Origin of the sequence: Streptomyces sp. NPDC059201 (genome assembly GCF_042754585.1) — a bacterium.
Classification (GTDB): Bacteria; Actinomycetota; Actinomycetes; order Streptomycetales; family Streptomycetaceae; genus Streptomyces.
In genome coordinates this window covers 143295-161231 of record NZ_JBHZBB010000015.1, presented here as the reverse complement: position 1 = coordinate 161231, position 17937 = coordinate 143295, and the positions used below count along the sequence as shown (strand labels likewise).

The following is a 17937-nucleotide window of genomic DNA, read 5'->3' as shown; positions in this document are numbered from 1 at the left end:
CCGCCTCCCGGCGCCGTCCGCCGCCCGCGGGGAATGGGGCGGCGGTGTCCCCCAGCCCACCGGTACGGGACCCGAAGCCGAAAGGGCTCCGTCTCCCGGCCGGACGGGCCGACCCACGCAGGACTCATCGAAGCGTCCCCGGCCCGGAGCGACGAGAGCGCACGGCCGGGCGCACGGCCACACGGGCGGAGCACGGACCGGCCGACGGGCGCCTCCGGTGGGCTGTTCACACAACAATCTCGCCATACGGAACTCCGCCCCTTAACGGTGGGGATGCGGCGAACTACGCTGTGTTTACGAATGCCGCCTGCCTATGCCCGGCGTCGCGGCGGCCGTCTGGATGTCGAGGGGTGGCGTCATGTCCAGGGAGCAACGCGGGCCGAACGAGAAGCTCGGCGCCGTTCTCGCCCTCGCGGGAATCAGCAACGCCGGCCTCGCCCGGCGGGTCAACGACCTCGGTGCGCAGCGGGGGCTGACGCTTCGGTACGACAAGACCTCGGTGGCCCGCTGGGTCTCCAAGGGGATGGTGCCGCAGGGCGCCGCGCCGCACCTGATCGCCGCCGCGATCGGGCAGAAGCTGGGCCGGCCCGTGCCGCTGCACGAGATCGGGCTCGCGGACGCCGACCCGGCGCCCGAGGTGGGCCTCGCCTTCCCCCGGGACGTCGGCGAGGCGGTCCGCGCCGCCACCGACCTCTACCGGCTGGACCTCGCCGGGCGGCGGGCGGGCGGGGGCGGGATCTGGCAGTCGCTGGCCGGTTCCTTCTCGGTCAGCGCCTACGCGACCCCGGCCTCCCGGTGGCTGATCACCCCCGCCGACCCGTCGGTGGAGCGGGAGGCCGGACGTCCGGGCGGCGGCGGGCCGGGGCCGGGTCCCGCCGAGATCGGGGAGCACGTGCGCGTGGGGCACAGCGATGTCGCCAAGCTCCGCGAGGCCGCCGAGGACGCGCGCAAGTGGGACTCCAAGTACGGCGGCGGGGACTGGCGCTCCTCGATGGTGCCCGAGTGCTTAAGGGTGGACGCGGCGCCGCTGCTGCTCGGCTCGTACTCGGACGAGGTCGGCCGGGCCCTCTTCGGCGCGACCTCCGAGCTGACCCGGCTCGCCGGGTGGATGGCCTTCGACACCGGACAGCAGGAGGCGGCCCAGCGGTACTACATCCAGGCGCTGCGGCTCGCGCGTGCCGCGGCCGACGTGCCGCTCGGCGGCTACGTCCTGGCCTCGATGTCGCTCCAGGCCACCTACCGGGGCTTCGCCGACGAGGGGGTGGACCTCGCGCAGGCCGCGCTCGAACGGAACCGGGGGCTCGCCACCGCCCGCACCATGTCCTTCTTCCGGCTCGTCGAGGCACGCGCGCACGCGAAGGCGGGCGACGGGCCCGCCGCGGCGGCGGCGCTGAAGTCCGCCGAGGGGTGGCTGGAGCGGTCCCGGGACGGCGACGCCGACCCGACGTGGCTCGGCTTCTACTCGTACGACCGGTTCTGCGCGGACGCCGCCGAGTGCTACCGGGACCTGCGGATGCCGCGCGAGGTGCGGCGCTTCACCGAGCAGGCGCTGTCCCGGCCGACGGAGGAGTTCGTCCGCTCGCACGGGCTGCGGCTCGTCGTCTCGGCCGTCGCCGAGCTGGAGTCCGGCAACCTCGACGCGGCCTGTGCGGCGGGCACGCGCGCGGTGGAGGTGGCCGGCCGGATCTCCTCCGCGCGGACCACGGAGTACGTACGGGACCTGCTGCACCGCCTGGAGCCGTACGGGCACGAGCCCCGGGTCAGGGAACTGAGGGAGCGGGCCCGCCCCCTCCTGGTCGCCCCGGCGTGACGTGGTGCTCGAAAGCGTGACGCGCATCCCACGAGGTGGGCGTTTAGCGGGATTGTCAGTGGGCCAGTGCACTATCAGGGGTGGGAGGTGGCGCTGGTGTTTGACTGTGACGTGCTGGTGATCGGCGGCGGGATCGTCGGTCTGTCGACGGCGTACGCGCTCCAGCGCGCCGCCCCCGGCACCCGCGTCGCCGTCCTGGAGAAGGAGGAGGGCCCCGCGCGCCACCAGACCGGGCGCAACAGCGGGGTCATCCACAGTGGCATCTACTACCGGCCCGGCTCCCTGAAGGCGCGGTTCGCCGTCGAGGGCGCGGCCGAGATGGTCAAGTTCTGCGCGGAGTGGGGCATCCCGCACCAGGTGACCGGCAAGCTCGTCGTCGCCACCGCGCGCGAGGAGCTGCCCCGGCTGCACGCGCTGGTCCAGCGCGGGCGGGAGAACGGCATTCCGGTACGCGAGCTCGGCGCGGCGCAGATCGCCGAGTACGAGCCCCGGGTGCGAGGGCTCGCCGCCATCCACGTCGGCACCACCGGCATCGTCGACTACAAGGCGGTCGCCCAGCGGCTCGCCGAGTCCTCCGGCGCGGAGATCCTGTACGGCGCGGAGGTCACCGCGATCGACCGGCGCCCGTGGGGCGTCGCCGTGCGCACCGCCGACCAGCGGATCCTGCGCGGCAAGGTCCTGGTGAACTGCGCGGGGCTGCACTGCGACCGGATCGCGCGGCTCGCCGGGGACGACCCGGGCATGCGGATCGTCCCCTTCCGCGGCGAGTACTACGAGCTGGCCGATCCCTCGCTGGTGCGGGGCCTGGTCTATCCGGTGCCGGACCCCGCCTTCCCGTTCCTCGGCGTGCACCTCACGCGCGGCATCGACGGCGGCGTCCACATCGGGCCGAACGCGGTACCGGCGCTCGCGCGCGAGGGGTACGACTGGGGGGTCGTCCGCCCCGGCGAGCTCACCGGCACGCTCGCGTGGCCCGGCTCCTGGGCCATCGCGCGGCGCCACTGGCGGTACGGTGCGGGCGAGCTGCGCCGCTCCCTGTCGAAGCGGGCCTTCACCGAGGCGGTGCGGCGGCTGCTGCCCGGCGTCGAGGAGTCCGACCTGCGGCCGGCGGCGGCGGGGGTGCGGGCGCAGGCGGTGTTGCGGGACGGGACGCTGGTGGACGACTTCCTCATCCGGGAGGGGCCGCGCACGGTGCACGTCCTGAACGCCCCCTCCCCCGCCGCGACAGCCTCCCTCCCCATAGGCCAAGAAATCGCCACCCGAACCCTGCCGCACCTCTAAGCCCCCCGTGTCGGCAGGCGTCCCGCAAGGGCGGTGCCCACCCGTCGGGTCCGGCCACGCGCCAGGCACCAGTGCGGGCGGCACCCCCGCTGCACCCACCCCCCGTGTGGGCAGGCGTCCCGCAGGGCGGGACGGGTGGGCACACGGGACGGCGCCCCCTGCCGGGCCAAGGCTTTCCGCGCCTGAACCCGCACCCGTAGCGCGGTGCACAAGTGGTGCGGGTCAGGAACGTGTGCGGAGGCACCCGCGAAGGGTGCCGTTCCGTTGTGCCCACCCGTTCCGCCCTAGCGGAACGTATGCCCACAACGAAACGACGGCGGCCGCCCGGCGCGCCGTGGGTACCGCCCCGGCTGGGCGGCTGGGCGCGGCGGCTGCGTGGGCTTGGGGTCGTAAAGTGGGGGCATTGTGTTTGAGCAGCAGGAGAATCGCATCGAGCCGGGGCCCCGCCTCGGCAGCCGCATGTTCGCACCCGGCGAAGGCCCCTCCCCCGACCCCGCGGGCGCGCACTTCGAGCGGCGGATCCGCAGTTTCCAGCCGCGGCGCAGCCGCGTGACCGCCGGGCAGGCCGAGGCGATGCTGAAGCGGTGGCCCGACTGGGGCCTGGACATCGACGGCAAGCGGGTCCTGGACCTCCGCGAGATGTTCGGCGGACTGCCCGTCGTCCTGGAGATCGGCTTCGGAATGGGCGAGGCGACCGCGCAGATGGCCGCCGCCGACCCCGGCACCGGCATCCTCGCCATCGACGTGCACACCCCCGGCCAGGGCAACCTCCTCGGACTCGCCGACCGCAACGGACTGACCAACGTCCGGGTCGCCAACGGCGACGCGATCATCCTCCTGCGCGAGATGCTCGACCCCGCCTCCCTCGACGGCTGCCGCGTCTACTTCCCGGACCCGTGGCCCAAGAAGCGGCACCACAAGCGGCGCCTCATCCAGCCCGAGTTCCTGACCCTCCTGGCGACCCGGCTGAAGCCCGGCGGCGTACTGCACTGCGCCACGGACTGGGAGCCGTACGCGGAGCAGATGCTGGAGGTGCTGTCCGGGCACCCCGACTTCGAGAACACCGCCGCGGACGGCGGCTACGCCCCCCGCCCCGACTTCCGCCCGCTCACCCGCTTCGAGGGCCAGGGCCTGGACAAGGGCCACGTCGTCCACGACCTGCTCTTCCGCAGGAAGTAGCACCGGCGGCGGCGACCGCCGTCCACAAGTCCACAAGTCCATCGCCCCTGTCGGTGACGGTCGCTAGGGTCGAGGCGTGTCGCAACCCCTGCCGTCCTCCGAGTCGCCCACACCACCCACACCGCCAGAGCTGCCGGTCGGCTCCCTCCTGCCGTCGCAGGCCGGACCCCCGGCGGTCGAGAGCCATGTCCCCGTCCGTGACGGGGACGAGCCGTCGTTCGCCGTGGCCGCCGACCGGAGCCAGTGGCGGTACCGGCCCCGGCGGGCCTTCTGGCGGAGCCGGGTCGTCCGGGCCGTCGCGCTGATCACGCTCCTCACGCTCTGCGCCCTGGTGATCCTGGCGCTGGTGCGCGAGCAGACCGGCACGGAGGGGTTCCTCGTCGGGCTGGGGCTCGCGATCCTTCCCGTACCGCTGCTCATGGCGGCGTTCCGCTGGCTCGACCGGGTCGAGCCGGCTCCGTGGAAGAACCTGCTGTTCGCCTTCGCGTGGGGCGCGTTCGCCGCCGCCCTGGTCGCGATCCTCGCGAACTCCTTCGCCGTCCGCTGGATCGCCACCGCGACCGCCGATCCGGGCTCGGCCGACGACCTGGGCGCGACCGTGATCGCCCCGGTGGTGGAGGAGACCGCGAAGGCCGCCGCGATCCTGCTGCTCTTCCTCTTCCGGCGGCGGGACTTCCGGAGCCTGGTCGACGGGGTGGTGATCGCCGGCTTCACCTCGACCGGCTTCGCGTTCACCGAGAACATCCTCTACCTCGGCAACGCCTTCGGGGAGGACCAGGACCTCGGCGACGGCGGCATCGGCGCCGTCACCGCGGGCACCTTCTTCGTCCGCGTCGTGATGTCGCCCTTCGCGCACCCGCTCTTCACCGTGCTCACCGGCATCGGCTTCGGCCTGGCCGCGCTCGCCCCGCGCGGCAGGCGGCTGCGCCGCGTGCTGCTGCCGCTCTCCGGGCTGCTGCTCTCGATGGGCGTGCACGCGCTGTGGAACGGCTCGGCGACCTTCGGCGGCGCGCTCGCCTTCTACGCCGTGTACGCGGTCTTCATGGTCCCGGCCTTCGGGCTGCTCACCTGGCTCGCGGTGTGGAGCCGGCAGAAGGAGCTGCGCACGATAGCCGGGGTGCTCCCGGCCTACGCGGCGGCGGGCTGGCTCTCCCCGGAGGAGCCGCTGGCGCTCTCCTCGATGCGGGCCCGCCGCACCGCGCGGGCGGTGGCGTCCCGTACGTACGGCAAGGCGGGGGCGCGGGCGGTCGGCGAGTACGAGTCCTTCGCCACGACCCTCGCCTTCCTGCGCGAGCGGGCCCGCCGGGGCACGGTCCCGGTGCCGGACTTCGCCGCGCGCGAGCAGGAGCTGCTGCACCACCTGTGGGAGCGCCGGGCCACGGCCTCGCCCGCGCTCTCGTACGCGGCGCGGGCCACCGGCCGGGTGTGGGTGCCGCCGCAGTACCTCGACTACGGCGGCTACAACCCCTACAAGGGTTAGCCCTCCGGCGTCTCCACTGTCTCGGACGCGGCCGTCAGACGGGCCAGTTCGGCCTCCGTCAGCGTCAGGTCCGCCACCGCGACCAGGGCGGGGAGCTGCTCGACCGTGCGGGCCGAGGCGATCGGCGCGGCGACCGTGGGGCGGGAGGCGAGCCAGGCGAGGGCGACGGTCGCGGGCTCGGCGCCGTGGGCCTCGGCGACCTCGTCGAGGGCGGCGAGCACGGCCTGACCGCGCGCGGTCTCGGCGAGCTCGGAGGCGCGGTAGGCGCGGACGCTCTCGACGGTCCGGCCCGGCCGGTACTTGCCGGTGAGGAACCCGGCGGCGAGACCGTAGTACGGGACGGCGGCGAGACCCGTGTCGGCGGCCGTGTCGAGGAGCGCGCCTTCGTACTTCTCGCGGGACACGAGGTTGTACTCGGGCTGGAGCGCCACGTACCGGGCGAGCCCCTCGGCCTCGGCGAAGTCGAGGGAGGCCCGCAGCCGCTCGGGGGAGATGTTGGACGCGGCGACGGCACGCACCTTGCCGTCCCTCACGAGCTGGTCGAGGGCGGTGACGATCTCCTCCACCGGCACGGACTCGTCGTCGAAGTGCGTGTAGTACAGATCGATGTAGTCGGTGCCGAGGCGGCGCAGGGACTCCTCCGCGCCGGCCTTGATGGTGGTGGCGCTCAGGCCCTTGAGGCGGGAATGGGCGCCGACCTTGGTGGCGACGACGAGGTCGGAGCGGTTGCCCCGGGCGGTCAGCCAGCGGCCGATGATCGTCTCGGACTCCCCGCCCTCGTTGCCCTCGACCCACTCGGAATAGGCATCGGCGGTATCCACGAAATTGCCGCCCGCGGCCGCGTAGGCGTCGAGGACGGCGAAGGACTGCGCCTCGTCGGCACTCCAGCCGAAGACGTTGCCGCCGAGGGCGAGCGGGAAGACGTGCAGGTCGGAGGTGCCCAGCGGGCGCAGAGGTGAGGTCATGCAGAACTCAACTCCGTGCGCCGCCGGGCATATTCCGATCGGGGAGCCTGATCCCCGACCGGAAGGCTCATGGCCGTCCCTCAGATCGACAGGCCCTTGGAGCGCAGCCACTCCGCCGGGTCGATGCCCGAGCCGTCGGGGGTGTGGACCTCCAGGTGGAGGTGGGGGCCGGTCACGTTGCCGGTGGCGCCGACGCGGCCGATGGTCTCGCCCGTGGTGACGGTCTGGCCCGCGCCGACGGTCATCGAGGAGAGGTGGCAGTACCAGACCTCGGTGCCGTCCTCCAGCTCCAGGACGATCCGGTAGCCGTACGAGCCGGACCAGCCGGCCGACTTGATCGTGCCGCCGTGCACCGCCTTCAGCGGGGTGCCGGTGGGCGCGGCGAAGTCGAGGCCGGTGTGGTAGCCGGAGGACCACATCGAGCCGGACTGCATGTAGGTGGAGGTGAGCGTGTACGACGAGAGCGGCATGGAGTAGCTGGCGGCCAGCTTGGCGAGCCGCTCGGCCTCCGCCTTCTCGGCGGCGATGCGCTCGGCCTCGGCCTTCTCGGCAGCGATCCGCTCCGCCTCCGCCTTGGCCTTCGCCTCGGCCTCGGCCTTCGCGGCGGCGTCCGCCTTGGCCTTGGCGTCCGCCGCGGCCTTCTCGGCGGCGGCCTTCTCGGCGGCCTGCTTCTCAGCGTCGACGGCGGCCTGCTGCTGCTGTTCGGCCTGCTGGAGGATGCGGGCGCGCAGGGCCTCGCCGGCGTCGGCGGTGGAGGCGGTGCGCTCCACGGTGGCGGTGCCGGTGCCGCCGCCCGTCCCGGCGCCGGTCCCCGTGCCGAAACCGGCGGTGGTCGCGGTGTCGGCCGGGGCGTTGTACGTGATCGAGGTCAGCGGCTTCGCGGCGGCGCCGCCCGCGGCGACCGGCGCGGAGTCCCGTACCTGGGAGGTCTCCTCGTCGCCGCCCGGGAGGAGGTCGCCGACGCCCGGAAGGTCGTGGGCGTCCGGCAGACCCAGGTCGGGCAGGTCGGGCAGGTCCGGGAGCGATATCGCGACCGGGGGCTTCTCCTGCGCGGTGGCGAGGCCGCCCGCGCCGACGGCGGCGATGACGCCGACGCCGAGGACGGTGGAGGAGCGGGCGAAGTTGGAGCGCTGCTTCACGACCCGGTGGCGGCCGCCGGCGCGGCTCTCGGCGCGCAGGGAGCCCTCGGTCGGGTTCCATTCCCCGGGCGCCGGGGTGAAGGAGGCGGTGTCGTACGCGACCGGCGCGGAGCCCGCCGGGTCGTCCGCTCCGACGGCACCCGGGCCGCCGAAGGGTTCGAAGGGGGCTCCGGGTACGGGGGTGTTGGACGCCACGGAGGCGCGCTCCTTTCCTTCCTTCTCGCCTACCGGGTTAGCTGACGGGTTCGGAGCAGGAAGGTCTCCTACGGGCGTGTTCGCACGGGGGATGTGCGAGGGGCCCGATTCACCCCAAGGGTTGGTTCCCCGGTTCCCTTACGGGATTCGGCGCGTGCGCACGGAGCCGTCTCTTGCGACGGCTGGGACGACCGCGCTGCGTTATCGAACGTTAATAGACACGGCGGTCCGATTCCAAGCCGTTCCCCTTGATCATTCATTGAATTGACAGGGATTCGCCCGAGTTGACCCCCCTTCAGTGAAGGACCGTCAAACCCTCGGAATCTGATGTTGTGTCAATTGTTATCGCTGTGACACCCCCCGACCACGGACGGTGAGTACCGCCTCTCGGGGGCCTCTCAGGGCCTCTCAGGGGTCTCAGCGGTACGACGGGCCGGGTGGAACCACCGGCATCGTCCGGCGCCGCTCCGGCGCCCCGGTCGCCGGGCGGCTCACCGCGAGCAGCGCCATGTCGTCCGTCGAACCGCCGCCCGTGTGCCGCCGCACGTCGTCCACGAGCGCGTCGAGCAGCTCCTCGGGCCCGGGGAAGACCGCCCCGGCGAGCCGGGCCGCCGGGTCGTAGAAGACGCCGTCCGCGTCCCGCGCCTCCGACAGGCCGTCCGTGTAGAACAGCAGCGTCGCGCCCGGCGGGTACGGCCGCTCGTCGGCCCGGTCCGGCCAGACCGACAGCTCCCCCATCCCGAGCGGCAGCGCCGGTTCCGCCGGCTCGGCCGGCTCCAGGTGCCCGTCCCCGTGCAGCAGGAGCGGCGGCGGATGCCCCCGGTTCACGATCCGTACGACCCCGCCCTCGCGCGGGATCTCGGCGATCACCGCCGTCGTGAACCCCTCGAAGGCGTCCAGACCCTCGCGCCGGGTCCCCTCGCGCGTGAGGGCCCGTTCGAGCCGCGCCGCCACCCCCTCCAGGGTCGCCTCCTGCTCGGCCGCCTCCCGGAACGCGCCGATGACGACGGCGACCGCCTCCACCGCGTCCATCCCCTTGCCCCGTACGTCCCCGACCACCAGCCGCACCCCGTAGGGGGTGTCCTGCACCGCGAACAGGTCGCCGCCGATGAACGCGTCCGCCTGCGCCGCCTCGTACCGGGCCGCGCACTGGAGCCCCGCGATCCGCTCCGCCGGCATCGGGAGCACCGCCCGCTGCGCGGCCTCCGCGATCACCCGCGCCGAGGCGAGCCGCTCGCCGCTGCGCCGCACCACCAGGTTGATCAGCATCGCGAGCGCCGAGACGGTCACCACCGTCAGGGTCTCGGTGAGCGAGGGCACGTCGGAGAGCGTGTCGTTGTACGCGTGCAGCCCGACCGAGGCGAGGATCGCCGCCAGCCCGGTCAGCAGGGTCGTGAGCCGGGAGAAGAACGGGGCGGCGACCAGCGGGGCGGCGGAGAAGAGCGGCGCGGCGGTGTACGAGGGCGGGGTGGACAGGTCGAAGACCGCCCCGCCCACGATGATCAGCGGCGGCAGCGCCCGCAGGAACCTGCGGGTGCCCCCGTAGGGGACGGGCAGGACCGGCAGCGGCTCGCGCCCGTACGGCCCCTTGGGACCTGATCCCTTTGCCCCCTTGGGACCCGGTCTCCTGGGACCTGATCCCTTGGCCCCGTTGAGACCCGGCCCCTTGGGCGCGGCGGAGCGGGCGATACGACCGCGGGTGTCCTCGCCCCGCCGCCCACCGCCCGCCGCTCCCCGAGGCTGCGCCACCTGAGTACTCCTGACCGGTCGGGGCCCGCCACCGGGCCGTGCGCCCCGGGCCGGGACCCGCGACCGCACATCCTCCAGGTTCCCCGCCCGAACGCCGCCCGGCGACCGGCGGGCGTCCGACCGGCGTACGCGCGCGTGCCCGGGGCCGTACGGCGGACTGGGCCAGGTCCCGTACGGCGTACCGGGGCAGGCCCCGTACGACATACCCGGCCAGGCCCCCGTACGGCGTACCCGGCCAGACCCCCGTACGACATACCCGGCCAGACCCCCGTACGACATACCCGGCCAGGCCCCCGTACGGCGTACCCGGACAGGTCCCCTACTCCGTCCGCCCACTCCGTCCGGCTACTCCGTCCGCAGGCGCCCGCCCCTCCCCAGCCACGCGACCGCCGCCGCGCAGGTCAGGCCGACCGCGCAGAGGGCCAGCCAGGGGGCGGCCGTCCAGCCCGTGACGTCGAGCAGGGCGCCCGTGCCGAGGTTTCCGAGCGTGATGCCGATTCCGCAGACGGTGTTGTAGAGCCCGTAGTGGGTGGCCACCCAGCGGCCCCGGGAGAGGGCGACGACGGTGTCCATCTCGTACGGGTAGAGCACCGCGTTCGCCACCGCGAGGACCGCCGCGCACAGCAGCAGCGCCGGGGCGCCCCGGCCGAGGACCGCCGGGAGCAGGAAGGCGCCGCCCATCAGCGCGAGGCCGAGGACGAGGCTCCGCTCGCGGGAGAGCCGGGCCGCGCACCAGGCGGTGATCCGCAGCTGCCCGGCGAGCGCGACGAGCGCGGAGACGACGAAGAGCGCGGTCGTCACGCCCGTGCCGCCCGCCGCGAGCGGCAGCGCCAGATAGACCTGGAAGGAGAGCACGTACGAGCCGGTCATGGCGAGCGAGAAGAGCCAGAAGACGCGGTTGCCGAGGACGGTACGGAACTGGCCCCGGGCCCCGCCCTCCTCCGGCTCCGGCCGCCCGCCGCCCGCCGAGACGGGCAGGTGCCGCAGCTGGACCAGGGTCAGCCCGAGGAAGAGCAGGGCCGCGGCCACGCACGTCAGCCGGAACGAGACCCCGGTGAGCGCCACCCCGACGAGCGGGCCGAGCAGGATGCCCGCCTGGTAGTACGCGTTGAACAGCGCGAACGCCTCCACCCGGCGCTCCTCCCCCGCCTCCGCCGCCAGGCACGCGCGCACGGCCGGGTTGAAGAGCGCGCCCGCGAGGCCGGTGGCGAGCGAGGCGGCGATCAGGACGGGCAGCGACTGGGCGAACGCGAGCGCCCCGAAGCCGACGGTCCGCAGCGCGCACCCCGCCACGATGAGCGGCTTGAAGCCGAGCCGGTCCGCGAGCGCCCCGCCGACGAGGAACATCCCCTGCTGGGAGAGGTTCCGGACCCCGAGGACGAGCCCGACCGCCCAGGCCGCCATCCCGAGCCCGCCGGCCAGATGCGCGGCCAGATAGGGCATCAGCATGTAGAAGCCGAGGTTGATGGTGAGCTGGTTGAGGAAGAGCAGCCGGACGGCCGGATCGAAGGTACGGCTCCGCTTCCAGACCCCGCCACGGGGAGGTGGCGAAAGAGCGGCCATGCCCTTGGTGCTCAACGCCCCGACCCCGTCCGCCGGTCCAGGGCCCGCCGGTCCAGGACCCGTCGGGTCCACCCGTCGACCCCCTCCGGGCCCTCGTACACGGCCGGTTCGTCGCGTACGGGTCCGTCGAGGAGGCCATGGGCGGCGCAGTAGGCGTCGTTGAAGACGGTGTCGAAGTAGCGCTGCGGGCCGTCGGGGAAGACGGCGGCGATACGGGTTCCACGCGGGCGCGTGCGGGCCAGCCAGCCGGCCACGAGCGCGACCGCGCCGACGCTCCAGCCGCCGGTGGCGTACTGGCGGGCGGCGAGCCGCCGGGCCGAGCGGACCGCCTCGGCCGGGGCCACCCAGTGGACCTCGTCGAAGGCCGCGTGGTCGACGTTGGCCGGGTGGATGGAGGAGCCGAGCCCGCGCATCAGCCGCTCCCCGGCGGGCAGGCCGAAGACGGTGGAGCGGATGGAGTCGACGCCGACCAGCTCCAGGGCGGGGCTGCTGGTGGCGCGCAGCGCGCGGGCGATGCCGGCCGAGTGGCCGCCGGTGCCGACCGCGCAGACGAGCACGTCGATCCGGTCGAGCTGCGCGGAGAGTTCGGCGGCGAGCCCGGCGTAGGCGGCGGGGTTGTCGGGGTTCCCGTACTGGTCGGGCCACCAGGCCCCGTCGAGGAGGGCGAGGAGTTCGGCGACCCGGTCCTTGCGGGCCTGCTGCCAGCCGCCGCGCGGGCAGGGCTCGGTGACGACGTGCACGGTGGCGCCGTGGGCGACGAGCATCCGCTCGACGATCGGCTCCAGGCCGGGGTCGGTGACGACGTGCACGGGGTGCCCGTGGAGCACCCCGGCGAGGGCGAGTCCGAGCCCGAGGGTGCCGGAGGTCGACTCGACGACGGGGGCGCCGGGCCGCAGGTCGCCCCGGCGGCGGGCCTCCTCGACCATGTGGAGCGCGGGGCGGTCCTTGATGCCGCCGGCGTTGAAGCCTTCGAGCTTGGCCCAGTAGCCGTCGTCGGTCCACAGGACGGGCGTGTTGCCGACGGTCGGATGCGGGCGCGGAGGCGTGGGGGCGTACAGGGGCACAGGCACAGGCATGGAGATGTCCTCGGAGTGGGTGGTGCGCCGGAAGGGAGGGTGGCCCGGCCGTCACGGGCGACGACGGGCGGCGTTCACTTCCGGTGCACTCAGTTCCGGTCCACTCCGAGGGCGATGAGCAGCAGTCCGGGCGCGGGGCAGGGCCCCGCCCGGGTGCGGGCGTGCCGCAGGTCCGCCGCGGGCGGCAGCGGGGTGGTGCGGGCGAGGGTGACGACCTCGCCGGGCCCCGGCGGATCGAGCTGCGGGGCTGTGGCCGTCTGCGCGGAGACCGGCAGCTCGACGACATGGCCCTCGCCGCCCTCCCCGCAGCCGTGCGCGGAGGGCCCGTGGACGGGGCCGACGACGGCGACGGTCGCGCCGGTGGCCGCGTGGCCCGGCGCGGCGGGCTCCATGTGGCCCGGGATTCCGTGGCAGAGCCCCGCGAAGAGCGCGACGAGCGCGAGGAGCAGCAGGAGGACGGGCGCCCGTCCTCCTGCTGCTCCTCGCCCGTCCGTCACACGCGTGTCACGCATAGCGCTCACGACGTTACGTTCCGCTTTCACCCCCGCGCAAAGGGAAGCGCGGCGGAGCGGCACGGTTTCGGCCAGCGTTTACTTCGGGCGCGGGCGCGGGTGCAGGCGATCACGCGGTCGCACGCGCGCGTGCAGCCGCAACCGCCGCTCCGCCTCGGACCTCACAGGTTCCGCTCGGCCCACACCGTCAGGGCGTCGCGCACCAGGACGGCGGTGCCCTCGCCGTGCCGGTCGTAGTTCTTGGTGAACCTGGGGTCGTCGACGTACATCTGGCCGAGCCCGATCAGGTACTCCTTCGTCGGCCTGGTGGTGATCGACAGCCACTCGTACTGCCGGCGGGCCAGCGCCTGGACCTCGTCGCTGTCCGCCGCGAGCCCGGCCGCCGCGGCGGCGCCGAAGTCGCGGGCTATGGCGGCCTGCGTCTCCATGAACTCCTTCTTCTCGGCCTCGCCGAGCGAACGCCACCAGCGGTCGCCCTGCTCGTACGCCGCGCGGCCCCACCGTTCGGTGACCTCCGCCTCGTACTCCGTGTGATCGAAGCCGTCGAAGACTTCCTCGGCCATGAGCTGTTCTCCTCTCTCGGTCTTGTGGAGAGTGGTCCGTACGGCCTCGATCTGCCGCCCGATGCGCTCGCGCTCCTGCTGGAGGAGGGCCAGATGCGTGCGCAGGGCGGCCGAGGTGTCCCGCTGGCCTTCGAGGACCTCGGCGATGGCGGGCAGCGAGAGCCCGAGCTCGCGCAGCAACAGGATCCGTTGCAGCCGGACGAGCGCCGCCTGGTCGTAGTACCGGTAACCGTTCGCGCCGATCCGGCTCGGCTCCAGCAGCCCCAGCTCGCCGTAGTGGCGGAGCGTGCGGCTGGTGGTGCCGGCCTTCCTGGCGATCTCCTGGATCGACCACTCCATGTCCAGAACGGTAGAACTTGACGCTGCGTAAAGGTCAAACCGTCGTCCGGAATCCACGGGGCACGACACGATCCGGGCGGGGCCAGGCCGGGAAACGCCGAAGGCCCGGATCGTATGGATACGATCCGGGCCTTCGTGCTACTGAGTAGCGGGGACAGGATTTGAACCTGCGACCTCTGGGTTATGAGCCCAGCGAGCTACCGAGCTGCTCCACCCCGCGTCGGTAAACACGACTCTACGGCATGGAGGGCGGAAACCCGAAATCGATTCCTCAGCAGCCGCAGTCCTCGGCGTCGACCGGCGCCGTCAGCGGGTCCGCGGCCTGCTGCGCGGGGCCCTCCCAGGTCTCGTACGCGAAGCCCTCGCGCGCCCAGTACTCGAAGCCTCCGAGCATCTCCTTCACCTGGAAGCCCAGCTCGGCGAGGGCGAGCGCCGCGCGCGTGGCGCCGTTGCAGCCGGGGCCCCAGCAGTAGGTGACGACCGGGACGGACCGGTCGAGGAGCTGGTCCGCCTGCTCGGGGATGAGAGCGGTGGGGAGGTGGACGGCGCCGGGGATGTGTCCCTGGTCCCAGGAGGCGGTCGAGCGGGTGTCGATCACCACGAAGCCGGGGTCGGTGCCGGTGGCGCGGGCGTCGGCCAGGACGGAGGCCACGTCGGAGACGTCCGCGTGGAAGGCCAGGCTGGCGGAGAAGTACGCGGCAGCGGCGGCGGGCGAGGCGGGCGGGGTGCGCAGTACGGGGTTGACCCGGGTCTCTGTCGTCGTCATGGTGATCAATCTACGGATGATGATCATCGCCCTGAAGTGGCGTTCCACGGCGGTCACGGGCTCCGGCCGGGGAAATCCGGGCGATAGCCCCCGGGCGGCGTGGATCTCACGGGACGAGACCGCGGGCCGTCACATCCGTGGAATCTGATCCGTCATGGAGGCATGACGGGACGCGAAGGGGGAGATCGACGGATGGACGAGAGCACGGTGGAGAAGACCGGCGGCGGGGCCGACGCGGAGGCGCTGGCGCGCCGCTTCGACGCCGACCGCGGGCATCTGCGGGCCGTCGCCTACCGCATGCTCGGCTCGCTCAGCGAGGCGGAGGACGCGGTCCAGGAGACATGGTTCAAGCTCAGCCGCACCGATGTGAGCGGGGTCGCCAACCTCACCGGCTGGCTCACCACGGTCATCGGCCGGGTCTGCCTGGACATGCTGCGCTCGCGCGGCTCCCGGCGCGAGGACCCGCTCGACCACTTCGTCCCGGACCCGATCGTGCACGTCCCCGGCGTCGGCGACCCCGAGCACGCGGCCGAACTGACCGAGTCCGTCGGCCTCGCGCTGCTCATCGTCCTGGAGACGCTGGCCCCGGCCGAGCGGCTCGCCTTCGTGCTGCACGACATGTTCGCCGTCTCCTTCGACGAGATCGCGCGGATCGTGGACCGTACGCCGGCGGCGACCCGGCAGCTGGCCAGCCGGGCGCGGCGGCGCGTCCAGGACGCCACCCCGGGGCCCGGCCCCGACGCGCGCCGCCAGCGGGAGATCGCCGACGCCTTCCTCGCCGCCTCCCAGGGCGGCGACTTCGAGGGGCTGCTCGCCGTCCTCGACCCGGACGCGGTGCTGCGCGCCGACGGCGGGGTGCTCCTCCCCGGCACCTCCAAGCTGGTGCGCGGCGCAGAGTCGATCATGCGGCAGGCCGTCATGTACGCGAGCTTCCGCAAGGCGTCGCTGTCGATCGTCGTCAACGGCCAGCCGGCCGTCCTGTCGGTCGTCGACGGCAAGCCGACCGCGCTCATGGCCTTCACGATCGTCGGCGACCGCATCGTCCAGCTGCACGTCCTGGCCGACCCGGAGCGCATCGCCGCCCTGGACATCCCGGAGGAGGCCCTGGCCCGCGCCGTCTACCCGGACTGAGCCCACCTCCCGGCCAGAGCGGCGCAACCGGCACCGGACGTAACGCCGGACGCTCAGGCGGCCTCCTCGCCTCAGCCAGCCGCCCGACGCGCCCGCAACAGAGAGGCGCCGACGGCCAGGGAGGCGGCGCCGCTGGCGAGGCCGAGGACGGCTCCGGCGGCCACGTCGCCGGGGTAGTGGACCCCGGTGTGGACGCGGGAGTAGCCGACCGCGGAGGCGAGCAGCCCCAGCGGCACCGCGGCGGGCGGCAGCGCCACGCCCGCGGCGGTGGCGAAGGCGACCGCGGAGGCGGTGTGGCCGGACGGGAACGAGGCCGACTCCGGCATCGGGACGTGCCGGCCGACCACCACCCGGGCCGCCTCCCGGTCCGGACGCGGCCTGCGGACCAGCCGCTTGCCGAGGAGGTTGGCCGTGGCCGAGGCGATCGCGATCGCGCCGACGCCCGCGACCGCAGCGCGGCGCGGGCGGCCCGGGAAGAGGGCGAGACCGGCCGCGACGGCGAAGGAGATCTTGGAGTGGTCGGCGGCGTGCGACAGCCGGCGCAGCCCCAGGTCCAAGGCGGGCGTGGGCGTGGCGGCCACCGCCCCGTACAGCGCGCCGTCCACGGCCCGCAGGTCGTGCAGCACGGCCCGGGCGGTGAGGACCGCGGCCCGGGGCCGGTCCCGCAGCCGCACCGGGTCCGCCGTGCGGGTCCCGGCCGCGGAGGCGTCCCCGGACCCCTCGCCGGGCCCGAACCCGGCCTCGTACGTGCTCTCGTCACTCATGCGCCGCTCCTGTAGGGGTCCTCGGACGGTTCGAAGGGCCGGACCGCTGGTCCGGGAAGGCGATCCGGATGATCCGCCGCCAGTCCAACGGCGGGGGCGGCGGAACCACTCCCGGCCGGGCGCGCGGCACCAGCACGCGCAGCGCGCGGGGCCGCAGTTCGCAGACGACCGGGGTGGGCAGGACGAGCGCCTCCCCGTCCACGGCCACCGGTACGGTCTCCTCCGCCGTGGGCACCCCGTCGTTGGTGACCGCTCCATGGACTTCGACGCGGTGCGCGGTCAGGACGTTGAGCGCGGCGGACTGGGTGCCCAGCACGGCCAGTTCCGCGGCGTGCGCCGCGCCGTCGACCCGGATGCCGATGACGCCGAGCCGGCCGCTGTCCAGGCGGGTGCGGTGCCCGGCGCCCGCGCTGAACGGATCGGGCGCGGCGTACGGGTTGTTGCTGACCAGGATCGCCTGCTGGCCCGGCAGCGCGGTGGCGTCGGCGGTCGCGTCGAGCCGGTCGCCGAGTCCGCCCTGGAGCAGGTCGGGCAGCGCGTCGAACGCGGTCTCCGCCTTGGCGTCGCGGTACTCCGGCCGCTGCACCACGTCCGCGTACACCCCGAACGAGACGGTGTTGACGAAGGGCCGGCCGGCGACCGTGCCGAGGTCGACGCGGAGCTCCTCGCCGTCGGTGAGCGCGTCCAGGCAGGCCGCGGGATCGTTCCGGTCGAGCCCGAGGTCCATGGCGAAGTGGTTGCGGGTGCCGGCGGAGACCACCAGGAAGGGCAGATCGTGCTCGGCGGCGACCGCCGCGACCAGCGCCTGGGTGCCGTCGCCGCCCGCGACGCCGAGCAGGTCGGCGCCGTCCGCGACGGCCTTCCGGGCGAGCGCGGTGACGTCGGCGGGCTCGGACGGATCGAGCAGCACGACCCGCGCACCGAGCCGTTCCGCCTTCCCCACGAGCCCGAACCGCTCCACCTTCCCGCCGCCGGACTTCGGATTCATGATCAGTACGGCCCTCCGGGGCCGGACGGCGGCCACGGCCGGCGCGGGCGCGTCGACGACCGCGCCGTGCTTCCGCAGCGCCAGCGCCTCCCGCGCGCACCCGAGCGCGACCGCCCACAGCGCGACCGCGGTCAGCGCGAACAGCCACAACCCCCCGACCACGTACAGCACGACCACGCCGACCGGCGCCCCCACCAGCAACACCGCCCCCGCGACCCGCAACGCCCCCCGGTGCGCCACGAACCACCACAGACCCACGGCCCCCAGCGCCAGCCCCACCAGCCCACTGAGCAGCACGAGCAACCCGCCACCGCTCAGCGCCAGCAGCAACACCACCACCGCCGCCCCGGCCGCCGCCAGCGCCCAACGCGCCAGATCCCGCGCCGTACTCGCACCCGAGCCGTCGTCCCACCACCGACCGTCCCCGTCCACCGACC

Annotated in this window: 15 protein-coding genes, 1 tRNA gene and 1 riboswitch; of the genes, 5 read left to right on the top strand and 11 right to left on the bottom strand. The window is 74.1% G+C overall.

From position 1 onward, the window contains the following. Positions 1–358 precede the first annotated feature (358 nt). The 4 genes from ACFXMG_RS35555 (at position 359) to ACFXMG_RS35540 (ending at position 5750) form a co-directional block, all read left to right on the top strand. On the top strand, positions 359–1810 hold the full coding sequence (locus ACFXMG_RS35555) for an MFS transporter (RefSeq protein ID WP_383826381.1): 1452 nt from the start codon (positions 359–361) through the stop codon (positions 1808–1810). Between the two features lie 96 nt (positions 1811–1906). Then, on the top strand, positions 1907–3091 hold the full coding sequence (lhgO, locus tag ACFXMG_RS35550) for an L-2-hydroxyglutarate oxidase (protein ID WP_383826378.1): 1185 nt from the start codon (positions 1907–1909) through the stop codon (positions 3089–3091). A 459-nt stretch (positions 3092–3550) separates the two neighbouring features. Then, positions 3551–4270, top strand: a complete 720-nt coding sequence (trmB, locus tag ACFXMG_RS35545; RefSeq protein ID WP_383826416.1) for a tRNA (guanosine(46)-N7)-methyltransferase TrmB — start codon at positions 3551–3553, stop codon at positions 4268–4270. 223 nt (positions 4271–4493) lie between these two features. After that, complete coding sequence (locus tag ACFXMG_RS35540; RefSeq protein ID WP_383826413.1) at positions 4494–5750, top strand: PrsW family intramembrane metalloprotease; 1257 nt, start codon at positions 4494–4496, stop codon at positions 5748–5750. On the opposite strand, the gene ACFXMG_RS35535 is transcribed toward ACFXMG_RS35540, so the two are convergent. The 9 genes from ACFXMG_RS35535 to ACFXMG_RS35495 all read right to left on the bottom strand — a co-directional run bounded on the left by ACFXMG_RS35535 (position 5747) and on the right by ACFXMG_RS35495 (position 14617). Then, positions 5747–6715 (bottom strand): aldo/keto reductase, encoded by a 969-nt coding sequence (locus tag ACFXMG_RS35535; protein WP_383826375.1) that lies wholly within the window; start codon positions 6713–6715, stop codon positions 5747–5749. The two genes, ACFXMG_RS35540 and ACFXMG_RS35535, sit on opposite strands and share 4 nt — an antisense overlap. Before the next feature lie 80 nt (positions 6716–6795). After that, positions 6796–8049 carry a M23 family metallopeptidase gene (locus ACFXMG_RS35530; protein ID WP_383826373.1) on the bottom strand — a complete coding sequence of 418 codons (1254 nt, stop codon included), beginning with the start codon at positions 8047–8049 and terminating at the stop codon, positions 6796–6798. 11 nt (positions 8050–8060) lie between these two features. Beyond that, a riboswitch (cyclic di-AMP (ydaO/yuaA leader) is annotated at positions 8061–8212 on the bottom strand. Positions 8213–8466: 254 nt separating this feature from the next. Then, complete coding sequence (locus tag ACFXMG_RS35525) at positions 8467–9798, bottom strand: PP2C family protein-serine/threonine phosphatase (RefSeq protein ID WP_383826370.1); 1332 nt, start codon at positions 9796–9798, stop codon at positions 8467–8469. A gap of 345 nt (positions 9799–10143) precedes the next feature. Next, positions 10144–11361: an MFS transporter gene (locus ACFXMG_RS35520; protein ID WP_383826410.1), complete on the bottom strand. Its 1218-nt coding sequence runs from the start codon at positions 11359–11361 to the stop codon at positions 10144–10146. 11 nt (positions 11362–11372) lie between these two features. Further along, positions 11373–12437, bottom strand: a complete 1065-nt coding sequence (locus ACFXMG_RS35515; protein ID WP_383826367.1) for a PLP-dependent cysteine synthase family protein — start codon at positions 12435–12437, stop codon at positions 11373–11375. 89 nt (positions 12438–12526) lie between these two features. Next, positions 12527–12949, bottom strand: a complete 423-nt coding sequence (locus tag ACFXMG_RS35510; protein ID WP_383826365.1) for a hypothetical protein — start codon at positions 12947–12949, stop codon at positions 12527–12529. A gap of 161 nt (positions 12950–13110) precedes the next feature. After that, positions 13111–13851, bottom strand: coding sequence for a MerR family transcriptional regulator (locus tag ACFXMG_RS35505; protein ID WP_383826363.1), 741 nt, complete (start codon positions 13849–13851; stop codon positions 13111–13113). Positions 13852–13997: 146 nt separating this feature from the next. Continuing rightward, a tRNA-Met gene (locus tag ACFXMG_RS35500) sits at positions 13998–14071 on the bottom strand. Between the two features lie 51 nt (positions 14072–14122). Beyond that, a complete protein-coding gene (locus ACFXMG_RS35495) occupies positions 14123–14617 on the bottom strand; it encodes a rhodanese-like domain-containing protein (protein WP_383826360.1) in 495 nt (164 codons plus the stop codon). Between the two features lie 192 nt (positions 14618–14809). Here ACFXMG_RS35495 and ACFXMG_RS35490 point away from each other — a divergent pair, with 192 nt between their 5' ends. Beyond that, the gene (locus tag ACFXMG_RS35490) at positions 14810–15748 is read left to right on the top strand and encodes a sigma-70 family RNA polymerase sigma factor (RefSeq protein ID WP_383826358.1); all 939 of its coding nucleotides are present in this window, start codon (positions 14810–14812) and stop codon (positions 15746–15748) included. A gap of 71 nt (positions 15749–15819) precedes the next feature. Here ACFXMG_RS35490 and ACFXMG_RS35485 read toward each other — a convergent pair whose 3' ends face one another. Together ACFXMG_RS35485 and ACFXMG_RS35480 are read right to left on the bottom strand one after the other, a co-directional pair. After that, positions 15820–16512, bottom strand: coding sequence for a phosphatase PAP2 family protein (locus ACFXMG_RS35485; RefSeq protein WP_383826355.1), 693 nt, complete (start codon positions 16510–16512; stop codon positions 15820–15822). Continuing rightward, positions 16505–17932, bottom strand: coding sequence for a diacylglycerol/lipid kinase family protein (locus ACFXMG_RS35480; protein ID WP_383826353.1), 1428 nt, complete (start codon positions 17930–17932; stop codon positions 16505–16507). Before ACFXMG_RS35480 ends, ACFXMG_RS35485 begins: the two co-directional genes overlap by 8 nt. Positions 17933–17937: the final 5 nt, after the last annotated feature.